This window comes from Streptomyces rapamycinicus NRRL 5491 (genome assembly GCF_024298965.1).
Classification (GTDB): Bacteria; Actinomycetota; Actinomycetes; order Streptomycetales; family Streptomycetaceae; genus Streptomyces; species Streptomyces rapamycinicus.
Map to the genome: position 1 here is coordinate 420,611 of NZ_CP085193.1, position 23,286 is coordinate 443,896.

The 23,286-nt window shown below is 67.7% G+C and carries 22 protein-coding genes and 1 pseudogene; 5 read left to right on the forward strand and 18 right to left on the reverse strand.

Features of this window, described 5'->3' with window-relative positions; all coding sequences use genetic code 11:
• Window positions 1-29 precede the first annotated feature (29 nt).
• The 7 genes from LIV37_RS01900 to LIV37_RS01930 form a co-directional block, all read right to left on the reverse strand.
• Window positions 30-1,010: an AraC family transcriptional regulator gene (locus LIV37_RS01900; RefSeq protein ID WP_020865416.1), complete on the reverse strand. Its 981-nt coding sequence runs from the start codon at window positions 1,008-1,010 to the stop codon at window positions 30-32.
• A gap of 211 nt (window positions 1,011-1,221) precedes the next feature.
• Window positions 1,222-2,892 carry an AMP-binding protein gene (locus LIV37_RS01905; protein ID WP_020865417.1) on the reverse strand — a complete coding sequence of 557 codons (1,671 nt, stop codon included), beginning with the start codon at window positions 2,890-2,892 and terminating at the stop codon, window positions 1,222-1,224.
• A gap of 41 nt (window positions 2,893-2,933) precedes the next feature.
• The gene (locus LIV37_RS01910; protein WP_020865418.1) at window positions 2,934-4,073 is read right to left on the reverse strand and encodes an FAD-dependent monooxygenase; all 1,140 of its coding nucleotides are present in this window, start codon (window positions 4,071-4,073) and stop codon (window positions 2,934-2,936) included.
• Complete coding sequence (locus tag LIV37_RS01915) at window positions 4,073-4,645, reverse strand: flavodoxin family protein (RefSeq protein ID WP_020865419.1); 573 nt, start codon at window positions 4,643-4,645, stop codon at window positions 4,073-4,075. Before LIV37_RS01915 ends, LIV37_RS01910 begins: the two co-directional genes overlap by 1 nt.
• A 5-nt stretch (window positions 4,646-4,650) precedes the next feature.
• Window positions 4,651-5,913 carry a hypothetical protein gene (locus tag LIV37_RS01920; RefSeq protein WP_020865420.1) on the reverse strand — a complete coding sequence of 421 codons (1,263 nt, stop codon included), beginning with the start codon at window positions 5,911-5,913 and terminating at the stop codon, window positions 4,651-4,653.
• Window positions 5,910-6,167 carry a hypothetical protein gene (locus LIV37_RS01925; RefSeq protein WP_020865421.1) on the reverse strand — a complete coding sequence of 86 codons (258 nt, stop codon included), beginning with the start codon at window positions 6,165-6,167 and terminating at the stop codon, window positions 5,910-5,912. The genes LIV37_RS01920 and LIV37_RS01925 overlap by 4 nt, the downstream gene beginning before the upstream one ends.
• Window positions 6,164-6,775 (reverse strand): VOC family protein, encoded by a 612-nt coding sequence (locus LIV37_RS01930; RefSeq protein WP_020865422.1) that lies wholly within the window; start codon window positions 6,773-6,775, stop codon window positions 6,164-6,166. The genes LIV37_RS01925 and LIV37_RS01930 overlap by 4 nt, the downstream gene beginning before the upstream one ends.
• A 675-nt stretch (window positions 6,776-7,450) precedes the next feature.
• Between LIV37_RS01930 and LIV37_RS01935 the strand changes: the two genes are divergently transcribed.
• Complete coding sequence (locus tag LIV37_RS01935) at window positions 7,451-8,110, forward strand: TetR/AcrR family transcriptional regulator (RefSeq protein ID WP_020865423.1); 660 nt, start codon at window positions 7,451-7,453, stop codon at window positions 8,108-8,110.
• A gap of 217 nt (window positions 8,111-8,327) precedes the next feature.
• On the opposite strand, the gene LIV37_RS01940 is transcribed toward LIV37_RS01935, so the two are convergent.
• From LIV37_RS01940 to LIV37_RS01950, 3 genes and pseudogenes are all read right to left on the reverse strand, one after another.
• Entirely contained in the window at window positions 8,328-8,576 is a 249-nt protein-coding gene (locus LIV37_RS01940; protein ID WP_202979665.1) for a response regulator transcription factor, read from the reverse strand.
• Between the two features lie 773 nt (window positions 8,577-9,349).
• Window positions 9,350-10,555 (reverse strand): ISAs1 family transposase, encoded by a 1,206-nt coding sequence (locus LIV37_RS01945; protein WP_121825929.1) that lies wholly within the window; start codon window positions 10,553-10,555, stop codon window positions 9,350-9,352.
• A 153-nt stretch (window positions 10,556-10,708) separates the two neighbouring features.
• A pseudogene (locus LIV37_RS01950) lies at window positions 10,709-11,365 on the reverse strand (radical SAM protein); the annotation flags it as partial.
• A gap of 144 nt (window positions 11,366-11,509) precedes the next feature.
• On the opposite strand from LIV37_RS01950, the gene LIV37_RS01955 reads away from it, so the two are divergent.
• The gene (locus tag LIV37_RS01955; protein WP_121825927.1) at window positions 11,510-12,763 is read left to right on the forward strand and encodes an IS256 family transposase; all 1,254 of its coding nucleotides are present in this window, start codon (window positions 11,510-11,512) and stop codon (window positions 12,761-12,763) included.
• A 47-nt stretch (window positions 12,764-12,810) separates the two neighbouring features.
• Here the strand turns inward: LIV37_RS01955 and LIV37_RS01960 are convergent, their stop codons facing one another.
• The gene (locus tag LIV37_RS01960) at window positions 12,811-13,749 is read right to left on the reverse strand and encodes a methylenetetrahydrofolate reductase (protein ID WP_121825926.1); all 939 of its coding nucleotides are present in this window, start codon (window positions 13,747-13,749) and stop codon (window positions 12,811-12,813) included.
• 337 nt (window positions 13,750-14,086) lie between these two features.
• The gene (locus tag LIV37_RS01965; RefSeq protein ID WP_121826286.1) at window positions 14,087-14,779 is read right to left on the reverse strand and encodes an HAD family hydrolase; all 693 of its coding nucleotides are present in this window, start codon (window positions 14,777-14,779) and stop codon (window positions 14,087-14,089) included.
• Window positions 14,780-14,876: 97 nt separating this feature from the next.
• Between LIV37_RS01965 and LIV37_RS01970 the strand changes: the two genes are divergently transcribed.
• Both LIV37_RS01970 and LIV37_RS01975 read left to right on the forward strand, forming a co-directional pair.
• A complete protein-coding gene (locus tag LIV37_RS01970) occupies window positions 14,877-15,650 on the forward strand; it encodes a helix-turn-helix domain-containing protein (RefSeq protein WP_121825925.1) in 774 nt (257 codons plus the stop codon).
• Complete coding sequence (locus tag LIV37_RS01975; protein WP_121824157.1) at window positions 15,637-16,104, forward strand: NUDIX hydrolase; 468 nt, start codon at window positions 15,637-15,639, stop codon at window positions 16,102-16,104. Before LIV37_RS01970 ends, LIV37_RS01975 begins: the two co-directional genes overlap by 14 nt.
• On the opposite strand, the gene LIV37_RS01980 is transcribed toward LIV37_RS01975, so the two are convergent.
• The 6 genes from LIV37_RS01980 to LIV37_RS02000 form a co-directional block, all read right to left on the reverse strand.
• A complete protein-coding gene (locus tag LIV37_RS01980; protein ID WP_121825924.1) occupies window positions 16,086-16,655 on the reverse strand; it encodes an HD domain-containing protein in 570 nt (189 codons plus the stop codon). The genes LIV37_RS01975 and LIV37_RS01980 overlap by 19 nt on opposite strands.
• 565 nt (window positions 16,656-17,220) lie before the next feature.
• The gene (locus tag LIV37_RS01985; RefSeq protein WP_020865425.1) at window positions 17,221-18,072 is read right to left on the reverse strand and encodes a hypothetical protein; all 852 of its coding nucleotides are present in this window, start codon (window positions 18,070-18,072) and stop codon (window positions 17,221-17,223) included.
• Complete coding sequence (locus LIV37_RS51660) at window positions 18,072-18,773, reverse strand: DUF1989 domain-containing protein (RefSeq protein WP_121825923.1); 702 nt, start codon at window positions 18,771-18,773, stop codon at window positions 18,072-18,074. Before LIV37_RS51660 ends, LIV37_RS01985 begins: the two co-directional genes overlap by 1 nt.
• Window positions 18,770-20,047 (reverse strand): purine-cytosine permease family protein, encoded by a 1,278-nt coding sequence (locus LIV37_RS01990; protein ID WP_274596698.1) that lies wholly within the window; start codon window positions 20,045-20,047, stop codon window positions 18,770-18,772. The genes LIV37_RS51660 and LIV37_RS01990 overlap by 4 nt, the downstream gene beginning before the upstream one ends.
• Before the next feature lie 328 nt (window positions 20,048-20,375).
• Entirely contained in the window at window positions 20,376-21,986 is a 1,611-nt protein-coding gene (locus LIV37_RS01995) for an amidase (RefSeq protein WP_020865427.1), read from the reverse strand.
• A 129-nt stretch (window positions 21,987-22,115) separates the two neighbouring features.
• Window positions 22,116-22,529 carry a DUF4345 domain-containing protein gene (locus LIV37_RS02000; protein WP_121825921.1) on the reverse strand — a complete coding sequence of 138 codons (414 nt, stop codon included), beginning with the start codon at window positions 22,527-22,529 and terminating at the stop codon, window positions 22,116-22,118.
• Between the two features lie 90 nt (window positions 22,530-22,619).
• Between LIV37_RS02000 and LIV37_RS02005 the strand changes: the two genes are divergently transcribed.
• Entirely contained in the window at window positions 22,620-23,240 is a 621-nt protein-coding gene (locus LIV37_RS02005) for a TetR/AcrR family transcriptional regulator (RefSeq protein ID WP_121825920.1), read from the forward strand.
• Window positions 23,241-23,286 lie beyond the last annotated feature (46 nt).

Consider the following 23,286-nt stretch of genomic DNA (forward strand, 5'->3'; position numbering starts at 1 on the left):
GTGGCGGGCGGCTGGAGGGGCTATCCGCTCTACGCGGGCCTGTCCGCCGTGCGCGAGGCGTACAGGGTGGTCGACGGCGTGATTCCGTAACGCAGGCGGTAGTCGCGTGCGAACCGGCCGAGATGGTAAAATCCACACGCCAGCGCGATGTCGGCGACCGAGCTGGCAGTGTCGGCCGAGGACAGCATCCGGTGCGCACGGTCCAGGCCCAGCTCGCGCAGATAGCCCGTCACCGTCGTGCCAAAGCGCGATCGGAAGCCTTCCTGCAACGTTCGCAGGCTCACCCCCGCTGTGTGGGCCAGTTCCTCGAGCGTTATCGGTGCCGCCGGGTCCGCGATGATGACCTCGGCGGCGATGCCGGCCGCGCGATACCCGCGGGCGCCGCCGCTGCGGAACATCGCCTGGGTGCGGTCGTGCGGTTGGGCGAGCAGGAGTGCCGTGACCAGCGTGCGCTCCAGTTCGAGACCCGCACGCGGCGGCAGGATGCCGGTGTCGAACCGGTCCACTGTGTCCACGGCAAGCCGAAGCAGACCGGGCCACGGCGAGTCGGCGGGTACTTCCAGCCCGAAAGCCAGGCTGTCGGCGGGCTCGGCGCTGAGGCTGGAATAGGCCCGCTCGACCACGTCCCGGGGCAGCTTGGAGGCGACCTGCACGGTTCCGGGCGCGAAGCGCAGGCGCAACCGCTCACCAGGCGAGACGACACACGCCTGCCCGGGCCCGGCCCGACACCTGCCGCGTTCCGTGACCACGTCCATCGCCCCGTCCAGGATGAGCTGGAGTGTGTAGTACTCCATGGGAGCGAGCGCCGTCACCTCCGCCTCGCCGTAGTACACGGCGTACAGCAGCGTCGAGGAACCGACGTCCACGGCATGCAGTCGGGCGCCGAAGTCCCGGGGCCGTATCACGCGAAGCCGGTGCGACGACATCACGCGCCCAGCCGTGGCCTCGGCCTCATCGAGGTCGGTTGTCCGCAGCCGCGTATACCGGTGCAGTGGCAGCAGAGTTGTCATCACGCATCCTCCGTTCGCGAGCGTGGACTCAGGCGGGACGCTCGGCCACGCGGCGTTGGACAGCGCCAGGGCCCGCGCGGCGCTGCGCCACGTTCTACGGCGCCGAGGAGTCGCGCCGCAGCGCCCGTGCGGCCACGGCGCTGGCGCCCTCGTCGGGCACCGTCAGCGGCGTACGGCGGCCCCTTCGGCGCGGAGCCACGGTCCGCGGGCGCTAGCTCGGCTCGTCCCCGAACGTCTCGGCGATCACCCGCAGGCGGCGGCGGTCGACCTTGCCGACCTGGCTGATCCGTGGCATTTCCGGTAGCACGACGATCCGCTCCGGCCACTTGTACTTCGCGACCTCAAGACGCTCGAAGTGCGCTTGCACCTCGGCGAGATCGATCTCCAGGCCGTTCCGGGTGACGACGAAGGCGCACGCCCGCTCACCCAGCCGAGCGTCCGGCATCGCCACCAGGGCAGCCTCGACGACCGCGTCGTGAGAGCTGAGGAGGAGCTCGATCTCCTCAGTGTTGATCTTTTCGCCACCGCGGCTGATCATGTCCTTGATACGGCCCTCGACGGTGTAGCACCGGACGCCGGCGATGGTCCGTTCCGCCATGAGGTCACCGGTGCGATAAAGGCCGTCGGAGGTGAAGGCTCGCCGATTATGCTCGGCCGCGTCGTAGTAGCCACACAGGGTGTACGGGCCACGAGCACAGAGTTCGCCCACTTCGCCGGGTGCCACCTCCTTCTCGGTCCCCGGCTCGTACAGCCGGATCTCGTCCGCGGGCGAGATCGGCACCCCGACGCTCGCAGCGCGGGCCTCGAGCGGGAAGTCGAGCGGGGTGGTGAGGCAGAGTCCCTCGCTCATCCCGAAGATCTGCCCAGCCCAGATCCCCTGTGCGTCCAGTACTGCCATGTGCCGGTGGGGCACCTTCTTTCCGCTGAACAGCACCCGCCGCAGCGTCGTGGCGGCCGCCAGGCCCGGGTCCATGGCGAGATCGAAGAGGAACGGACCGAGCAGGACATCCGTCGCCCCGTTCTGGACGACGAGGTCGAGCGCGGTCGAGGCGTCGGGCACACCGAGTACGAGGGTCGCCCCGACGCTGTGCGGGCCCTGCAGACCGATGATGATGCCCGCGTTATGCGCGATCGGCATCAAGAACGCGATGCGGTCCCCAGGCCCCCAACCTAGGGCACGGGCGAGGCTCGCGCCGTAGTGCCAGTAGGGAGCCTGCAGGCACGGGATCACCTTGGGCACCCCCGTGGTCCCGCCAGAGAGCTGGAACACCGCCAGTGACTGCATTCCGAGTCCGGCCTGGATGCCTTCGACGACCCTGCGGGCCTCGGCACTGTCGATGTCGTCTCCCAGCCGGTCCAGTTCGACGGCTCGGGGGTCGTCTGCCGGCCCGTCGGAGACCAGGACCGTGCGTTCCACGCCTGCTGCCGCGGCCTGGGCGAAGGCGAAGCGGACAAGGTCGAAGCGGGGATCACGGGCTGCGACGAGGTGCGCGACGGGACGGGTCTGTCGCGCGATCTCCCCGATCTCGTGCCCGCGATGTAGTGGGAGGGTGCACACGGGCAGAAGTCCGGCTTTGAGCAGGGCGTACCAGGCGATCACGGTGTTGGTGGTGTTGTGCACCTGTAGCAGCACCGCTCCGCCCGGACTCAGTCCGAGCCGGTGGAGGCCCGCAGCGCGTTGGTCGGTGATGCGGTCCAGCTCAGCGAAGGTCAACCGGATGTCACCGCACACCACTGCGTCCCGGTCGCCGTGTTCCTGGGCGATGGAGTGGAGGTGCTCGGCAATGCTGGGTGATCTCCACAGCCCCTCGCGGACGTAGCGGGCCTCCGCCTCGATGGAGTAGCGGACGAGTTTGTCGGGAGTGTCGGGAGCAAGCGTCATCGCATGTCTCTCCTCAAACGATCAAGCGGCATTGGGTGTGATCAGCGCAGGTCGCGCTCGTAGCCGAGCACGACCTCGCGGTTCTCCCGCCGGAAGTCCCGGTAAGAGACCCGTCCGGTACGCATCAGGTACTCGAGTGCGAACTTCGTCGGATGGGTGATGGTGCGGGACGGGAGCCCCTCGTACCAGGCGATGCTGCGTTTCGCGGCGGCTTGGAAGGCGTCCGCGACGGGCTTGCGTACCCGCTCGAACTCTTTGAGCCCCACCTCAACGTCCCACTCCGCGCCGACCAGGGCTTGCGTGAGATAGACGGCATCACGCATCGCGAACCGGGTGCCGGACCCGATCGACGGGTGGACGGTGTGCAGAGCGTCCCCGATCAGCACCAGGTTTTGGTGGGTCCATCGTGCGCAACTGACGAACTTCGTCTGAAACCACGGAGAGTGATCGCTCCGCAGCGGTGCGCCGTCCAGCGAGTTGGCGAAGAGCTGCTCGCACCGCTCTCGGGACTCGTCCTCGCTCATACCGGCGAAGCCAAGCCGGTCGAACGTCTCCTGGCCGACCTCCACCGTGAAGTTGCTCATCTCGGCCGAAAACCGAGAGGCATGGACCATGAGGACCCCGTATTCGCTGTTCCGCAGGATGATCGACGGCGGGTAGGGCTTCGGGGTGCCGTACCAGGCCAGCCAGTTGTCACCGAGTTCGACGCTGGGCTGGAAGTGGTTGGCGAAGCGCTCGCGGGTCCGGCTGTGGACCCCGTCGGCGCCGATCACGAGATCCCAGTCGGCCATGTTGTCTTCGGTCACAACCGTGTCGCAGTCGTGCGTGATGTGCACCCCGGCGGCGAGGGCGAACTTTTCCAGTATGGCCAGGAGTGACCAGCGTGCGTTGAGGTGGCTGCGGCCGACCTGAACCGGCACGTCGACGCCATCCAGGCTGATGACCATCCGATCGTGGCGGGTGTTTGTGGTGAGCGCGTCGATCACGTCCGGCGCGGCCGGCCGGAGCGTGTCGGCCGCGCTCTCGGTGAACGCCACGCCCCAGCCGTACGTCACTCCTTGCGGGTTCTGCTCCCTGAGATGGACCGTGGCGGTCGGGAGCGCTCGTTTGGCGATGATCGAGAAGAAGAGGCCTGCGGGCCCGCCGCCGACCACCAGGATCTTCATCGGCTTTCCGGACATCACTGGCCACCTCCCTGCCACAACGCGATATGGTGTGCGACCCGCTCGCCCAGCGCCGACGCCGTTCGCAAGTCGCTGTCCTGCATGCCTTCCAGACCCTGATCCGCATTGGACTGCGCCATGGCGCCGGCGTAGGAACCGAGCCGGTTCAGCTCGGCGTCCGACCCCGTGCTGCGTCCGTTGCCGTCCAACAGGCCCAGCCCGACCCAGACCATTCCGTGCTGCATGGCGAAGAGCCAGAGCTGGGTGAGTGTGTTGAGCTTGTCCCCGGAGTGCCCGCTGGAGTTGGTGAACCCTGCCGCCAGTTTTCCTTTCCAGCCCTGGTTCAGCCAGATCTTCGAGCTGGCCTCCATGAACGTCTTGAACACTGCCGAGCCGCTGCCCATGTAGGTCGGGGTGCCGAAGATCAGCGCGTCGCAGTGGTCGAGTTGCCGGGGATCGCCGGCGAGGTCCTCAGCGAAGTGCAGTGCGACATCGATGCCCGGGACCGAAGCGGCGCCTTCCCCTACCGCCCTGGCCTGGGCGGCGGTATGGCCGTAGCCGCTGTCGTAGACGACTCCGATGGAGCCCATTTCCTTCACCTCGTTCTCTGGGATCGTGCGGTGGCGAACCGGTCGGCCAGCCAGCGCTCGATGTGAACGGCAGCCGCGGCGTACCCAGTGGGCTCGCCCACGGCGATCGGCTGGCCGAAGTGCTGACCCCGGACGACATGGCGGGTCTTGTCTTCGCCGGCCAGCGCCTCGAACATCCGGGCGCTGGCGGTAGGGAGAGCGGCTTGGTCGCCGCTGAACTCAAGGTAGAGAGCCGGCAGCCGTACGCCGGTCGCGCACCGGACGAAGTCCGCGTTGGTGTGATTCGCAGACCAGGTGGACAACCACGCATCGGGAGTGGTCAGCCTGCCGAAGCCCACCAGACCGTAGTTGATCAGATCCGGGCGGCTGCCGAACAACGAGCCATAGTGCCGGTCGTTCGGATCGATCGACAGGTCGACATAGCAGGGGTCGGCGTCGGTGCGGTAGGTGGTGATGATCCTCGGGGCGAGGCTGGTCCGCCGGTCGACGGGATCCTTGGTGCGGGCGAACCGGGCGCGAGCCTCCTTGGCCTCGGAGGCGAGCTCGAGCGCCCGGGCGTCTATCCGGGCGATCCGGTCCTTCTGGGCCGCACGGAATGCGTGGAGGAAGTCCGCGCTGTAGCGGCTTGGCTCCGGTGGCTGGACGAATCCGTTCCCGGGCGAGTACATGTCCAGCGCGGGCTCCACCGACATCGGGTCCGACTCGTTGGTTACGGACGGGTCGATGCAGTGCAGCAGGACTTGTCCTTGTCCCGGGTGTGGCGCGAGGAAGATCACGCCGTCTGGGACGGGCAACCGCGCGCCCGCCAGCGCGACCGGCCTGCCGGCCGGTGTCTGGTCCAGCCGCAGCTCGGGTTCCAGGGACGCCTGCTCGATGTAGAAGGCCGACAGCGTGCCGCCGCCCGAGTGGCCGAAGGTCAGCACCGCGTCGAACCCGGCGTCCCGGAGGAACACGTGCCCCGCCGCCGCGTCCAGCACCGCCTGTTCGTGGACCAGAGCGATGTCGTTGTTCGGCGAGCGGGAGCCCTGGGTCCAGACCGACACGCCGCTCCACAGGAGCAGCGGGATCATCGGATGGTGAGTCATCGATTGGCGCGGGTGCATCACGGTGACCACCGTGGCCGCGCCGTCGAGGGCGTACAGCACCCCCTCGACCTTGGCGCCGTCGAAGGTGGTGAGCTGGTGCGTACTTACCGTGACGCCGGGCGGCGCCTGGGCTGTGTGGACGTCCCGGCCCCCACCGAGCCGGTCCACCGCCAGGGGGCTCATCCCCCGGCTCCTGTGGGCTCGACCACCAGCACCGACTTGTCCCAGCGGCTGATCCGGCTGCCACTGACGGCGGCAATCGAGCTGTACCAGACGGCGTTGCGGCAACCAGTGGCGCTGCGCTCGATGCGGATCGAACCAGGTGCGGCGACCTCGAGGTAGGGGCCGCGCCGCCGGACGGTCACGTCGGGGTCCTTGCCGGCGACCTTGGCCAGCGGACGGAAGTCATCGATGTCGAGGACGAACAACGTGGTCATGCGAACGTCACCAGCTCGGGCTCGCCTGCGTAACGCTCCGCGATCAGCCTCGCCTTGCGGGCGAAGAACTTGTCCAGGGAGGGGTCCGGTTCACCGGCCACCTCCATGAGCGCGTCGACGCTCAGATTGGCGTCGATATCGTCTTCGGTGGTGATCGCCCGTAGTGGACGGGTGATCTCCATCAGGTACCCGTTGGGGTCGGTGACGTAGATCGACTCGACGGTCTCGTGTCGCACCTGCAGCTCGCACGGCCAGTTGCTCGTGTCCAGCCGACGCCGGTACTCCAGCAGATCTTCCTCGCCGTCCACGTGGATCGCGAGGTGCCGGGCACGGTGGAGCAGGTCGGGGATCTCGGTGTCCCGGTAGGGCTCCACACCGAAGTAGTAGAAGAAGGCCAGCCGGTCGCCGTTGCCGATGTCGAAGAAGAAATGGATGAAATCCGGGTGTTCCCCGGGCCCCCACCCGAGCGCGCACGTTGCGTGGACGACCGGGAAGCCCAGGACGTCCCGGTAGAAGGTGATGGTGGCCCGCGGATCGAAGGTCGGGAACGCCGCATGGTCGACGCCCCGCACCGTGTGCGCAGGCAGGTCTCGCCCCGGTGATGACATCTACGTACTCCTCTCGCGACGAAGTCTGTGCCTTGAGAGTAGGCTTGTCTGACACATGAGTCAAGATTCTGACGTATCAGTATCGACCGCCTGTTGGTCGAAGCTGCTGTACAGGTAGGTGAGTCGACATTAGGCTGTCAGTTTTGTGACGCTTCAGCAAGGGAGGTGCATGCGGCGTGCTGGGGTCTGGCGAACGAAGCGAAGGCACCTCTGACACAGAGAGGTCTCCCGGTCCACGGGCGAAGACACCGGCCTTGGACGGCAATCGCATCCGGAGGCTGTGGCGCCTGCAGCGACAGCGCGGGAGCGGCGGGCTCGGCACCATCCGGCGCGCGGCGAAAAACCCGGCGGTCGCGGGCCTGGCCGCGTCGGCGGAAATGGGACGGCACAGCCGGTGTTCGCGGGTAAGTGCCTTCCCGCTGTGCCGGCAAAGACCTTCGGCAAGCGTCATCCTCCCAGCTCAGAAGGCGCGTTTGCTTCTCCGGCCAAGATCGGGACACCGCGGCGAGTGAAGCGCGCAGGCTAGGATGACCCAGATGGCCGCGCATGACGACTTCGCGTCGCACGCGAAACCGAGGGGTGAAAATGGTGACCGCAGAGGACTCCGGGGCGCGGGGGCGGACCGGTGGGCGCCCGGAGTCTCGTCGAGGCGCAGCGTCCCGGCGCAAGCTGCTCATGAGCGAGATCATCGACCAAGCCATGCGACTCTTCGCTGAACGCGGCTACGACGGAACCACCCTGCAGGATGTCGCAGAGGCGGTCGGGTTGAGTCGTGCCAACCTCTACAACTACGTCAAGAGCAAGGAAGAGTTGCTCGTCGCGATGGTCGACGCGACCACGCAGAGCGCGGCGAGCTCGTTGCGCGAGGTCCGACGGCGCACCGATCTCGACTCGGCGGAGAAGCTGCGCATGCTCGTGCACACCCTCGTCCTGCACCGCGCCGAACAGCCGGCGCAGTTCCGTACGCTCGACCGCAGCGACCAGGCGCTCCCCGCGGAGATCGCGAAGAAACATCTCGAGGGCCGACGGGCCGTCCTCCGTGAGATCACGGAAGTCGTCGAGGAGGGGGTCACCGTCGGCCGTTTCCGCCCCGTCGACGCAGGCATCACCGCCTTGTCGATCATCGGCATGTGCAACTGGGTCGCCTGGTGGTTCCATCCCTCTCCGGCGCACCCCGCCGAACCGGTGGCCGAGCAGATCGCGGAGAACGCGGTGGCGATGGTGGTCCGGGACGCCGGGCGTATCCCGGATACACCGACCCCGCTCGGGATTGTCTCGCTGCTCCGGCAGGACCTCGACCACTTGGCCCGCCTCCTCACCGCAGAGGATGAGTGAAGGACCGTCCCTCCCGGCAAGACGTAGTGCCTGCGACGACCACCTCCGCGTCGAGCGGCTGATCGAGGTCCTGGGATCCCCACAGCCGACGGCCGAACCACTCCGCGACTCGCCTCGCCACGGATCCACGGGCCGTTCACCGTCTGCACTGCTGCCACCCACCTCCGGGGGCGGCCGCCGCGGTCGTCGTCGACGAACGGTTCGCGCGCCCCGGGGACTACGGACCGACGTGGCCGTCTTCGCGCAGGCGATGACCACCGATACCCCCTCGAGCACCGATGCCGACGCTCAGTGCCAGTGCAGCCGCCTCTCCGCGTGAGGCCACCTCAAGCTTGCGAAGAACGCTGGCCACGTGGAACTTAACGGTGCTCTCCGTGATGCCGATAGCATCGCCGATTGCCTTGTTCCGCTTGCCTCGCGCAACCAGACGCAAGACCTCGAGCTCTCTGGGATTGAGGTCTGCCAAGCGGGATTGCTCAGGGCGATCGGCGGGCGGATCGAGCGGGAAAACGAGCCTGGCATGGCTGCCCCACCCCGGAATCGCGTCGAGAGTGATGCTCCCGCCCAGTGTTTGGGCACGCCCTTGAAGCTGACGCTGCAGGGCGGGGAGATCGACTCCCCGCTTCCCTGATCTCTCACATCGACTATCAATGAGGCGTCGAGGCTGCTCCAGCCGATGCGCAGGCGTGTGAGCTGGGGCTGGGCGAGGAAGGCCAGGACCGCGGCGCAAGTCATGGCGCGTGCGGCGTAGGCGACCTCTCCCGGCAGTGGGCGTCCGGTCTTGGGCGGAGGCACGAACTCGATGCATGCCTCGTGATGGCGCAGCATATGACGGATGCCTTTACGCAACTGTCCGAAGGCCTTGTGAGCAGCCTCCTCAGACAGCTCCCGGTCAGTCTTCTGTGCCGAGCGAAGGGCGACCAGTGCTGAGGAGGCCGTGTCGGTGGCGGCAAGCCGGGCACGCGCGTCATCGAGGTCAGAGGCCCTCAGCGTGCCCAAGACAGCGACGAGTGACGTCTCGTGGGCGGCTGCCATTTCGGAGATGGTGCGGGCTCGCTCGGCCGGGCTCTGTCACGTAATCGGTGGTGACGAAGCGTGCTCGGCATCGTTGACAATCCATGCGAGACGTCAACTCCCTTGTTTCGACCGTGTTTTTGGGGTTGTCGGCACTGGTTGTCGAGGACGTGGTGGACGAGGGCGATGCAGGGCTGCGTCGTTCAGGTGATGTGTCCTGGTTGATCACGTGATGCCAAGGGTGATCAGCGGACGGTTGGCGTCGCGGGTGTGGTGACGGAGGCCGGCGGCGATGTTCGTCTGGTCGGTGAGTCGGAGAGCGCCGATGGCCAGGTTGCGCAGGGAAGCCATGGCGCGTGGAGCGGTGCCGGTGCGTACGTGGGAGGCGTCCTCGGCATATGTGGTGTCCCTGACGTGGTGGATCTTGTTCTCGATGCCCCAGTGGTCGCGGACGCGGCGGGCGATCTCGGTTGCGTCGGCCTGCTCCGCGGTCAGGTCGGTCACCCCGTAGACGCGTTCCAGGGTGACCTTGCCGGTGGTGACGATCCGTCGGCGGCGCACGATCTGGACGGCCTGCACCGCGTGCGGGAACGCGATCCCGGTGACGGCGGCGGCCTTGATCCGGCGGATCTCGTCGCGGCCGTGGGCGGTGGCCCGGGTCTTGTCCAGGAGCGGCACCTCCCGCCATGGCAGGGCTTTCAGCCACCGGTGCAGGGTGGGATGGTTGCCCTTGACCAGCGCGATGTAGTGGGCGTGCTTGTCCTCGACGAGGAAGCATGCGTGGGCGGTCTGCGAGTGGAGGGCGTCGAAGGTGATCACCGTGCCCTGCAGGTCGAGCGGGGCGAGCAGGGGCCGGAAGACGGTGATCTCGTTGGTCTTGCCGTCCACCTCGCGCTGGGCGGTGACCAGGCCGGTCCCGGTCATCGCGGCGAGCAGGTGGACCTGGGTGCCGTCGGTGCGTCGGGCACCGCGCATGGTCTTGCCGTCCACCGCGAGGGAGGGCAGGGGCCGGTCGCTGTCGTTCTCCTCCTGGCCGGCGGCATGTTCGCGCCCGGCGAGCCACCTTCCGACGGCGGTATCGAGCGCGTCGCCGTCGATGCGCTGGAGGATCCGGCGCACGGTGGCCTCGGCCGGGGCGACGGCGCCGCGGTCCGGCTCCCGGCATGGGCCACCGAGCCTGGCCAGGACGTGCGGCGGGGCGTCGGCGGCCCACTCCGCGATCGCGGCCAGGGACTTCGCTCCGGCCAGGACCGCGCACGCGGCCAGGGACAGGACGAAGACGAGCGGGTGGCGCCGGCCACGGTCCCGGCGAGGGTCGGGCACCTGAGCCAGGCAGGTCAGCAGGCTGGGGAGGTCATCGGGGGCGGTCGGTGCGGCGTCGGTGAGTTGGCCCAGAGGGCCCGGGATGAGCGAGGATGAGCGGGCAGGCACGGTCTTCCGTCGTGGTGATCAGGGACTCGACACCTCATGATCACCGGGAGCCGTGCCTGCCTCCGCGTCAGCCCCCTGCGACCACCCCGCGGTCCTGCCCCGGCTCTTGAAGCCCCATCAACCCGGACACACCGCCTGAACGACGCCGCCCTGGGCGCCCTCCTCCGACAGATCCTCGTCAATGATCACCTCGATGGACAGCCCGGCCGCCTGGAGCTGCTCGCGTAGGCGGGTGTACCGAGTTGTATCGGTGACCAAGAGCTCAGGGTGTGCAGCAGCGTTGCCCACGGGCCGCAGGCAGTGCAGCTTCATCTGATACGCACCGAGCTCCTGCAAGGTGCGGGCCAGAGGCAGCACTTCGTCGATGTTCCGGGAGGTGACCGTCATCGTCGCCCCCGTCCTGACTCCGAGCTCCCGGGCGAGTTTGAGTGCGCTCAACGCGCTCCGGTAGCTGCCGGCCTTGCGGATGTGGTCGTTGGTCGCGCCGATGCCCTCCAGCGAAAACCGCAGCAGGTCAAGGTACTGCGCGATCTCGGTAAGCCGGCGCTCGATCCGGTAGCCGTTCGTGCAGATCTCGACTTGCAGGCCCATTTCCTCCTTGGCGTAGTGGACGACCTGGGCGAGATCCTTATGGAGGAACGGCTCGCCGCCAAGCAACGTGACAGCCTCGGTGCCGTACTGGTTGCGCATCAGCCGGATGAGGTTAACCGCCTCGTCAGCGGTAAAGGCGTCGGCGTGCTTGAGCCTCTCGCCGTGGAAACAGTGCAGACACTGGAAGTTGCAGCGGTACAGCAGTTGCAGGTACAGCATGCGGATCCTGGAGCAATGCTCAGGACCTGTGGATCGGCCTCGGGGAGGGCGCCTCGCGGCATGCGAAGGACGTACCTTCCCGAGTGATCGATTGTTGGTCACCGAGTAGGCCCGCGTTGCAGCGCGGGCCGGGAAGGCACGCCCGTGCTCAGCGTAGTTAACGCCGACGGAACCACCGAGAGCGGCTCCTTGATGGACGAGATCGTCCGCGAGGGTGCGAGGCGGATGCTTGCCGCCGCCCTGGAAGCTGAAGTCAACCAGTACATAGCCGAGTTGGCCGACCATCGCGACGAGTCCGGTCGTCGCCTCGTTGTCCGCAACGGCCACCATCGCGAACGCACCGTCGCGACGGCCGCCGGGCCGATCCCGGTGAAAGCGCCGCGGGTGAACGACAAGCGCGTCGACGCCGTGACGGGCGAGCGCAAGCGGTTCTCGTCGCAGATCCTCGCCCCCTGGTGCCGGAAGTCTCCGAAGATCAGCGAGGTCCTGCCCCTGCTCTATCTGCACGGCCTGTCCTCCGGTGACTTCGTGCCCGCGATGGAACAGTTCCTCGGCTCCTCGGCCGGTCTTTCTCCGGCCACCGTGACGCGGCTGACCAAGCAGTGGCAGGACGACCACGCCGCCTTCCAGGACCGCGCCCTGTCCGGCAGCGACTACGTCTACGTGTGGGCCGACGGCGTTCACCCCAAGGTCCGCCTCGGTCAGGCCCACTCCTGTGTCCTGGTTCTGATGGGCGTGCGCACGGACGGCCGCAAGGAACTCATCGCGGTCGTCGAGGGCCTGCGCGAGTCGACCGAGTCCTGGGCCGACCTGCTGAGGGACTGCCGCCGGCGCGGCATGACGGATCCCGAGCTGGTCGTCGGCGATGGCGCCGTGGGTCTTTGGAAGGCCCTGGCCGAGGTGTTTCCGCAGGCCAGGCACCAGAGGTGCTGGGTTCACAAGGTCCGCAATGTCATGAACACGCTTCCGAAGTCCGCGCAGCCTGGCGCGAAGAAGGCGCTCCAGGAAATCTACAACGCCGAGGACCGTGACCACGCCGAGAAGGCGATCAAGGACTTCGAGCGCAGCTACGGCGCGAAGTGGCCCAAGGCGGTGAAGAAGGTCACCGGCGAGGTGGATGAACTCCTGGCCTTTTACGACTTCCCGGCCGAGCACTGGGTGCACTTGCGCACGACGAATCCGATCGAATCCACCTTCAGCACAGTCAAGTTGAGGACCCGGGTCACCCGCGGCGCCGGCAGCGCGGCCGCCGCCCTGGCCATGGTGTTCAAGCTCGCCGAGTCCGCCCAGGCCCGCTGGCGTGCGATCACCGCACCCCACCTCGTCGCCCTCGTCCGCGCCGGAGCACGCTTCGAACGCGGCGTCCTGGTCGAACGCGGGGAGCCTCGTGCGGCGTGATGGACCCCCAACTGCCGCTCAGCCAGCGGCCATCAGGAGCCGTGACTTCAGCGCGCTGTGCGTCCGAGCAGTCCGCTCAGCTCATGGGCGAGGGCGACCGAGGCCTCGATCTCGACCTTGCGGATCGACACGCTCTCCACGAGGAATCCGAAAGGCATGCCGAGCTTGCGGCAGAAGGCGATCAGATCCCGGGCGTTCGCCAAACAATGCTCGTACGACTCGGCAAGCGTGTCGTCCGCGTGAAGCAGGGAGTTCTCGAGCCAGCGCGGAACCTCGACTCCGAGCCACTTGAGGAACGCCAGCGTCTTCACCGAGCCGCACACCGACAGCGTAAAGAGCACGGGCTTCGGTGCGAGCTGCCGCTCACGGCAAACGTAGTAGTAGTCGGAGACCATGCTCTTGGCCGCGTCGGCGCTGTAGATGACCTGCGAGATGAAATACGCGCATCCCGCCTCCTGCTTGGTGATCAGCCGCAGATGCTCGTCAGGGCGCTCGGTGATGGCGACGCCACCGAGCAGCAGGTCCGGACGGACGTCGCGGCGCAGGACGTGCGCCGTCGACAGGCGCGTATGTATAGCCTTGTCCTTCGAGGACGCACCCACGAAGACCCCGAGCACGCGGTCCGCATCGGCCATCCGCAGCCAGGTCCGCAACTCCGCCTCGGTGTACTTGCCGACGCACCGATAGATCACCGCAGGGCGGTTCCACTCGCCGAGATATTCCGCATGGTACGCGGCGGGATCCATGGTCGGCAGGTAGGGGAACGGGCGTTCCTCCGGATTGCGGTCGCTCTCGTCGTCGATGTCGTAGAGCGCCAGACCATCCACGTTGAGGACGTCCAGCCGCGCCAAGGTGGCCGCGGTGATCTCTCGGATCCGCTCAGGAGCGATACTCAGGCGCGGCGGCGTGATGCCGAACAGAAGGACGCCGCTCTCGGCGTCAGTCACCAGCGTCCGGAGAGCCATGCTTTCGCTGTGATCCACCATGCCGCGGAAACTAGCAGCTCATCCACCAGGCGGTAGGCAAGCATCACTCTGTGAGACCGGATCCGGTGACGCCCCGCCCGAGGAAGCCACGGCAACAAACGCCTCCTGGATCAGGAAGCCGTCGCAAGACCCTTGACGACATCACTCGTTCCCGTACGAAGCCCGACCGCTGCTGGTCAGATCCACAGGGTTTGACAATAACTCCGGATCCTGCGGATGCCGGTGACTTCGCCAATCACGATGGGCCCCCTGGGCTGGTTGGAGACCCGATCGTGGCGCAGCCGACCAGGACCTCGTTACCGCATACGCGGACGCCCCAAGACGTCCGGGGACGTTTTCACCATCGGGCGAAGCTCGCCAGGATCTCAAGGAGACCAGCCGTGTCCGACAGGTCCGGAAGGACCACGGGTGCTTCGGCAACCGTCAGCTCTTCCTCGCTGTGGATACCGGAGGCGACTGCGATGATCCCTGAGCCTGTCGAGAGAGCTGCCTCGACGTCCCGCGGCGTATCACCAACCAACACCACAGGCACCTCCCCCCGCACACCGCGGAGTTGGTGGACACGGCCTCGGGCGACAGCTACAAGGTCAGAGCGCTGTACGGCATCCTCCCCATAGGCGCCTACGGACAGGTCCAGCAGTGGGTCGAGTTCGAAAGCTGACAGCTTCACACGGGCGTTGGCCGCGATGTTGCCGGTCAGAACGGAGGAGATCCAGCCCTCCCGCGCCGAGACGGCCTTCAGGACATCGCGCACACCGGGCAACGCCGTCCCCCGTGCGCGAAGGTCGTCGAAGCGCTCCTCCCCGGCATGAGCGAGGGCAGCCTCTATGGCAGTCCAGTCCGGGACGGGCAGTCGGTGCCGGCAGAACATGTCACGCATGATCAGACGATCCGTACGCCCTTCAGTGCGCGCCGCCTCGGCCGGCGGGAATCCCGACAGCGCCGTGAAGGCGCCGGCGTAGGTCTCCTTGCTCACCCCTGCGTTGTCGATGAGCGTGTGGTCGATGTCCCACAGGACGATGAGCCGCATATCGCCAGCGTAAAGACGACGGTTGTGGTTCAGGCCCATCGAAGTGGCCCCATACCGAGCTTGCCCGCTCCTGGCCACCTGGGCTTGTATAGCCTGTGTGAACGAGCGACTTCACTCCGTACTCGCCCAGCGCGATGTTTCGCCCGAATCGCTGGCCGAAGTCTGCGAGGTAGACGCCAAAACCGTCAGCCGCTGGCTCAGCGGGCGCGTACCGCACCCGCGGCACCGTTTCCGTGCCGCTCAGCACCTACGCGTGGAGGAGACATTCCTCTGGCCCGTGGCGAAGTCCCGCACCGGCCAATCCGGTGTCGGGGTAGGCATCGAGCTCGTAGGCACTTATCAGAACCGGGCCGGTGTTCCGCGGGACGTGTGGCTCTCCCTGTTGCAAGGAGCGCAGGAGCAGATCGACGTCCTCGTCTTCTCAGGCACGTTCTTTGCCCAGTCCAATCCATATGTCGCCAAGATGCTCACCGAACGCGCCTCTGTCGGTGTCCGAGTGCGCCTGTGTTTCGGCGACCCGCGGGGGCACGCGGCCGCCATCCGAGGCCGCGAAGAAGGGATCGGCAACACCCTGGCCGCTAAGATCCGCGCCTCTCTCACCTACTACCGCGCATTGCTGCCGGAGGCTGGGTGTGAGGTGCGGCTCCACGACACCACCCTCTACAACTCCCTCTTCCGCTACGACGACAACCTGCTGGTCAACCCACACATCTGGGGCCAGCCCGCCAGCGCCAACCCCTTATTCCACCTCAAGAAGGCGCAGTCCAACGGCTGGTTCGACAACTACGCTCAAAGCTTCGACGCAGTGTGGGCCGGCGCACGGCCCTGGAATCCCGACCAGGAGGAGACCGCCGCACATGGGCAGGATTGAGTACTACAACGACCCCAATGCTCCCAAGGCCAACACCCTCATCCCCGCCAGCAACCTGCTCGTCGTCGATGACAGCGGCGCGATCCTTCTCCAGCGCCGCCGCGATACCGGCCAGTGGGCCCTGCCCGGCGGTGCCCAGGACATCGGCGAGACCGCCGCGCAGTGCGCGATCCGCGAATGCCGGGAGGAGACCGGCATCATCGCCGAGATCACCGGCTTCCTGGGGGTCTATACCAACCCCCACCACATCGTTGCCTACACCGACGGCGAGATCCGGCAGCAGTACGAGAACACCTACATCGGGCGCCCAGTCGGCGGCAAGCCGACCATCAACGACGAGGCCGACGGTGTCCGCTTCGTCAAGCCCACCGACCTCGACCAGTACGACATCCACGCCAGCATGCGCCAACAGATCGGCGATTACCTCGCCGGCACCTACCCCCACCTCGGCTGAGCCGCCAAGGCCGCCTCCACCCGCTCCACGGTCGCAAAGATTTCCGGCGACGCCCGACGAATAAACCTGCCCACGACACTGCCAGCTCCGTAGCGGCCCACAATTTCCGTAACTCGCCGCTCAGCAGTCGTCTGCTCCCCGTCCGGCGTCGTCGTCATGTCACACCACACAAGAGCGTCCACGAGCAGCGGCTCGTCAAGCAGCGGGAACTCCTCCTCCAGTGTTTCCCTCAAGCCACGCTCTTCGGCCTCCAGCAACGCAAACGAGTGATTCGCCACCAACCGCACCAGCCGCTCATCAGCACCATGCACGTCACGGAGGAACCGGGCACCGTCAAGCGGATGAAACCCGGTCGCCACGAGCCCCGGTGAATACCCAATGTCATGCAGAACTGCCGCCGCGCGCAGCAGCCCTACCGAATCACCAAGCAAGGGAGCCAGTTCCACGGCCCTTGCGGCCACACCCAGCGAGTGCGCCCAGCGTCGCGGCAAAGTTGACGCCAGTTCCGTCTTCGCCGTCTTCCAGGCCCACTCTGCGAGTTGCGAAGTCATGGCCAAGCCCGTTCCCAAAGCATCCGTATTCCAGTCACCGAACGACGGCTACACTCTCCTTCTGACCGGCCGACAGGCTCATCGCCACCACTACTTCCTTTCTGCCGGACGGTAGCACTCATCACCGCGAGTGCGAGGAGCAGTTGGCCGTCTCCAGTCACCGCGCCTCGTAGTTGGAGCCATCCCCTGTAGGTGTGGGGAACTCCTTCCAGGACGACGCCTCGCTCGCGGCCGCCAGGGGCCGCCCCGCAGCGCGCCAGGTTCAAGAACTGGTCCCCCGAGGCGGGACCATCCCCGCGGGTGCGGGGAGCAGACTCCGTGACCTGTGCATCTACCTGACAGTTGGTTCCCTGCAAAACACTTTCACCAAGTCCGGCATTCCAGACATATGCATTGCGTGGTTCACACGACGAACGCTTCCACACCGGCCATATCATTTCTCAGAACATGGACGGCCGTCAGCACCACGTCGTACCGCTCCCCGCCACGGCTTCAAACGACAGGAAGCAGGGCACCCCAGCGCTTACAGAGGCCGCCGCATCGACAGGCACCACAGAGGCACCTCCTACCTCGGACCTTCCTCGCCCGCGCCGCGGGCCTGATCACAAGGCAGAGAAGCTGAAGGACCGCCCTCGCCAGACGATGCTTCCATCGTCACGTTCCCGGCCCTTGCCGAGCGCACCATGGACACCAACGTCCGGGACCTGGCCGCGCCAACATGCAGTCGCTTCCGTAGCGTCTCAGCCGAAATCGGCCGCTGATACGTCTCCCAATGCCACGCATCTTCCACCAAGGCACGCTCCAGAAGGCCATCCCCATCAGCCCCGAGCTGACTACGCTGATCATCTTCCGGCGGGACCAGGACATGCGGCTGGTCAATATTGACGCTCTTCTGCTCGATCATCATCGCCGCGTGTTCCACGGAACACTCCGGGATGTCTCCCTTCTCGGACTCGGACGACTTTCCGCTCCCGGCACCGCTGATGGCCTGCAAAAGCCCCGGACCCACCTCTGCCCAACCGATCAGCAGCAACGGTCCCACCGCATCGAAGGCGGCTCTGCCGTTCTCACCAGCCAGCAGCGGGTCCGTCACGTTCAGCGCCAACGTCATCAGACTGGAGAAGACCAGCAACCGACGGGCCGGCCGGAGCTGCTCCCGACTCGCACCCTGCAACGCCAGGTACCGGGTACCCAGCAGCAAGCCCAGCACAGAAAGATCCACCGCCGGGGCCACCAAGGGCGCCACCCACGGCGGCACACCCAACCGCAGCGCGAGGGTCCATACATTGCCGAAGCCGAACAAGAACGTCAGCCCCGCCACCGCGGCCATGATCAGGGTCACCGCGCGAAGAGTGACCACCCGCTCGAAGGAAGCACTCGGACCGCTGCTGTCACGTGTCAGACTCTCGTCAGCCATCAGCGTGTCTCCTCCTGCGCTGAGGGCTCAAAAGTTCCCTTGATCACCAGCCTGCCGACGAAATTCCGCGGGTGAGGATGGCCATCCTTCTGTGTGGCGCCCCGCCAAGGGCTCGAACCTGTGGCACGCATAAGACGAGGCTCACTCGCTTGCTCACCATCATCGTCGGCGCTCGGCGGGTACTGCCTTGGCCAGGTAGTACGGCCAAAGCCGACGCGTGCAGAACCACGATGGTCAGTGATCGCCATCACCGGCCTCCCTTCCCGCCCGGTGGTGGAGGCAGGGGAGCTCACGGCGTAGCCGGAACATGCGGGTACCGCGCATGCCGTCCGGAGCCGCAGGAGAGTTGCGGAGCGGGTGGTGATCTCCGAGCATGCCAAAGCCCCCCGCCCAGCGAGCTGGACGGGGGCGCGGGCAAGCGGACCCAGTGCACAACCAGTGCACACTTGCGCGGGAACTCCCGGGAACTCCCAGGTAGAGGAGGGAAGTGCAGGGGCCTGGCCGAGGGCCCTGCACAGGGCATATTCCCTGGTCAGGGACCTGGTGGCGGACGAGTCGGCCTGTACGCCGGGATCTGTCCGTACGAAGGCCCAGGTGTCGACGACCTGCCCGCCATGGGTGTTGATGATACGGGCGCGGTCACCGGGCTCCAGGGCAATCGCCGCACCGGTGCGTGCGGCGATCCGCTGATGGTCGCTCATCGCGGCACCTCCGGGACCACACCGAACTCCGGTTCGTCGTTTGGCCCGGGTCCGGGACCTCGCGCGGCAGCGGGTTCTGGCCGGCCGCGGCCCGACGTGCTCTCGGGCAAAGAAGGGGCGACGGTTCGCCGCGCCAGCAGCCAGTACATTCCGCCTCCTACGAGGATTCCGGTGAGCCAGGACAGGTCCAGTCCCCCGGTGATCCGTGACAGTGGTCCCGTCAGCACCGGAGTCGCTCCCGTCTGGAAGGCCCAGGCCGCGATGAGCCCGGCGGCCAGGGCGAACGAGCCACGCTTGTTGAAGTCGCCGAGACGGCTGGTGCGGGCCGGTTCGTAGAGTGCGTCGACCGCGATCCGGCCGCGTCGCAGGACGAAGAAGTCGACCAGGCAGATCCCCGCCCAGGGGGAGAGCCAGAACACCAGGGACACCAGCCACTGTTTGAAGGACTCGGCCACATTCTGCGCGTTCAGGAACCAGATCAGGACGGCCGAGGCGATCACCCCGGTGGCGACAGAGATCTTCCAGCGCGCGGCCCGCATATCCATGGAGAGGGCCGCGAGACCAGCCGAGTACATGACGACGATGTTCGCCGCGATGGGTCCGTGCAGGACCAGCAGGAGCACCGGGAGGGCCATGGCGCCGAACGCCGTGATGACCAGTTGGGCGGGGTCCGTGCCGCCGCCCCCGGACGCGAGTGCGGCTCCGAGTCCGGCGAGCCACACCGTGGGAAGGAACATGCCGAGCATGGTCGCTGTGATCACTTTCCGGGGCGCGACGCCATTGGGAACGAATCGCGTGTAGTCCGAGGCGTAGATGAGCCAGGTGATGCCCCAGCCGATCCCGATCGCCGTCATCAGCTGGGACATGGCGACGATGCCACCGTGTCCTTCGCCATGCTGAGCCATCGGCTGGAACTCGGTGCGGGTAAGGACCAGAACCGTCATGACCGCCATGACCACCAGGACAACGGGCATGGTCCAGCGTTCGAAGACCTGGATCGCCCGGAAGCCCTTCGCGGCGAGCGCGATCGCACGCGGCCGTGGCCGCGCTCCGCACCCGGCTGCGCGGGACGGAGGTGATCCACGGTGACCGAACCGACCGGGACCGGGGAGACCCGGCTGCGAAGGGCGTTCACACTGATCGGGGACGAGGCCGGGCGCCCGGACCCCGCGGCATCGGGCCACACCGCCCCGGTGTCGGCTCGCCCCCTCGCGCGGGCAGTGGCGTGTCCGGGCGGCACTCGCCGTAGCGGCGGCCGTCTGCACCGCCGCCATCGTCGTGACCGTGACGGTCACCGCCGACGACGGCTCCGGAACCGATCCCGACACCACAGGCCGAGGACAGACGTTCCCGCAGGCTCTCACCTGCGCGACCGCCGTAGTAGAAGGCGACCTCACCGCGGTGCGCCCCGTCGGCCGAGGCCGGATACAGCTCACCGTGTCCGTGGACCGGTGGTTCAAACCCAGCACAGGCCCTGCCGCGGCACGGTTCGACCTCGCCGACCCCGCGGTCGTGGACCCCGCCGAGGCATACGCCGCAGGGGACCACCGCACGGTCCGGCGACCGAGACCTCCCGGCCGAGCCGGCCGACCGCAGGGCGGGTCAGAAGCCCACGTCGGCGGGGCGGTATGCCGGCGCTCTGCGGACCCGGCCGGCCTGCTCGTAGGCGTAGGCCAGGCGGAGCAGGGTCGGTTCGCTCCACGCCGTGCCCATGAAGGTCAGGCCGACCGGCAGGCCGGAGGCGAAACCCGCCGGGACGCTGATCGCGGGGTATCCGGCGAGTGCGGCGGGCGTGGAGGCGCCGCCGCCGTAGCTGTCCCCGCGGACCAGGTCGATCTTGGCCGGCGGTCCGGTGGTCGGCATCACCAACGCATCGAGGTGGTAGCGCCGTAGCACCGCGTCGATGCCTTCGGCACGCGACAGCCGGTGGTTGGTGGCCAGCGCCTCGCGGTACTCGCTCTCGGTGAAGTCCAGCCGGTGCACGGCCTCCAGACCGTCCTGGCGCACATAGCGGAGCTCGCGGTCGGCGTGTGCGCGGTTGAACGCGATCAGCTCCGCCAGGCCGCGCGGGTGGTCGCCGGGGGCACCGGCCAGATAGGCGTTCAGCGCCCGCTTGATCTCGTACACCTGAACGATCTTCGAGCCGGGGAGGTCCTCGAGCCGCTCGGCCGTCGGGATGTCGGCCGGGTCGACCACGGTCGCGCCGGCGGCGCGCAGCGTGGCGATCGCCCGCTCCGCGATCTCGTCGGCGTGGTCGCTGTAGCCGAAGTACACGGTTCGCGGTATGCCGATCCGCGCGCCACGCAGTCCGTCGGCGTCCAGGAATCGGGTGTAGTCACGATGGAAGTGGCCACGGCTCGCCCCGGTCGCCGGATCACGGTCGTCGATGCCGACGAGGACGCCCAGCAGGATCGCGGCGTCGCGGACCGTGCGCGCGATCGGGCCGACACTGTCCTGGCTGGGCACGCCGGGGATCACTCCGCCGCGCCCGACCAGTCCGACGGTCGGCTTCACCCCGACGACGCAGTTCGCCGAGGCGGGGTCGATGATCGAACCGTTGGTCTCGGTCCCGATCCCGGCGACACAGAGGTTGGCCGCGGTGGCGGCCGCCGTACCGGAGCTGGACTCGTTCGGGGACCGATCCAGCTTGTAGGGGTTCCGGGTCTGCCCACCGCGGGCGCTCCAGCCGGCGTGGTGGGTGAGCGACATCCCACCGGCCCACTCGCTCAGGTTGGTCTTGCCGAGGATGACGGCACCGGCCGCGCGCAACCTGGCCGCGACCGTGGCGTCCCTCGCCGGCCGGAGGCCCTCCAGGGCGAGTGATCCGGCCGTTGTGTGCATGCGGTCCGCGGTTTCCACCAGGTCCTTCAGCAGAACGGGCATGCCGTGGAGGGGCCCACGGGGATGTTGCCCGGCGTCCAGGCGCCGGGCCTCTCGCAGCGCGTCGGGGTTGACCTCGATCACCGCGTGCAGGAGTGGATCGATACGTTCGATCCGGTCCAGGTAGTAGCGGGTCAGCCGTTCCGCGTCGAGCCGCCCTTCGTCCATCCGCGCGCGGAGTTCGGTCACGCCCAGTTCGTCCAGGCCTCCGGTGGCAGGGCGGGCTCGGGCGGTGGCCGCACCGAGCCAGGGCGTGGCCGCCGCGGCGGTGCCGAGCGCGAGCATGCTCCGGCGGGTGGCGTTGATCCGGTCGATTCGGTACGGCGTGGTCATAGGTCGGCACGCTAGAGGTGTCACCGACGTACCGCGCTCCGGCTGTCCCCCGGCTCTTCACTGGTGGTGTCCCCCTGCCGCACCGGGGGAAAGCCTGACCGGGGCCGGTCCGGGCGGGCTCAGGCGCATTCACGGACCGGCGGGGGCGGCCCCCACGTGGCTGCGCGGGGTCCGCTCCTCCGCGTCGGCCAGCCAGAAGAGGACCGGCGGCAGGCCGAGTTCGATCACCGCCAGTGCGCTCTGGAACCACTGCGGCCAGCCGTGCATGGCGAGCGAGAGCAGCCTGCCCATGCCGCCCAGCAGGAAGACGCCCGCCAGCCACCGCACCGCCCGAGCCGGGATCGGACGCTGCCGCGCGGCCCAGAGCCAGGCCAGTCCGTAGCCGACGAAGCCGGCCCCCATGAACCGGCCCCAGCTGTCGACCGTGGTGCCGGCGGAGCCCGCGCCGGGGATCGCCGCGTTGCCAAGTGCCACGTGGTACAGCCCGATCGTCACGCAGGCCCAGCCCATCAGCTGTGTGAGTAGGCGCAGAGTTCTGGCCATGATCCCTCCAAGCCGTCCTGGCGAAGCTTAGTTGACATGCGTCTACTAGCTTGGGCGAGCTGGTTGACTCGTGTCAACTAAGCTTCGTCCGTGCCTCCTCGCCAGCGACTCCCCCCTGCTGACCGCCGCGCCCAGCTCCTCGCCGTCGGCGCGCGGCTCTTCGCCGCGCACCCCTACGCCGATGTGCTGATGGAGGAGGTCGCCGAACGGGCCGGGGTCTCCCGGGCCCTGCTCTACCGTCACTTCCCCAGCAAGCACGCCCTTTTCGCAGCCGTCTACCAACAGGCGGCGGACAAGCTGCTCGCCGAGACGCGGTTCGACCCCGCCGACTCCCTGGTGGAGCAGCTCATCCAGGGCATGGACGTCCATCTCGACTATTTCGTGGCGAACCGCAACGCCGTCCTCGCCGCGAATCGGGTCCTGGCGGGCGACCCGGTGATCCAGACGATCATGACGAACGAGCTGGACGCGCTCCGCGCGCGGCTGCTGGCCGTACTCCCGCTCGCGGACGAGAGCGCCCGTGAGGCCGTGTCCGGCGTCCTGAAGAGCTGGCTGGTCTTCGTCCAAGTCCTCTGCGTCGACTGGCTCACCCACGAGACCTGTACCCGCACCCAGCTGCGCGACGTCTGCGTCGGCGCGGTTCTCGGCGCCCTCCGGCCGCTGCTCGCCGAGGATCCCGCCCCCGGCTGGACCACCACTCCCGGTGCGTGACGCCGACCAACCCGGCCGTGGAACGCGTCCCCCTGGCGCCGCGGCG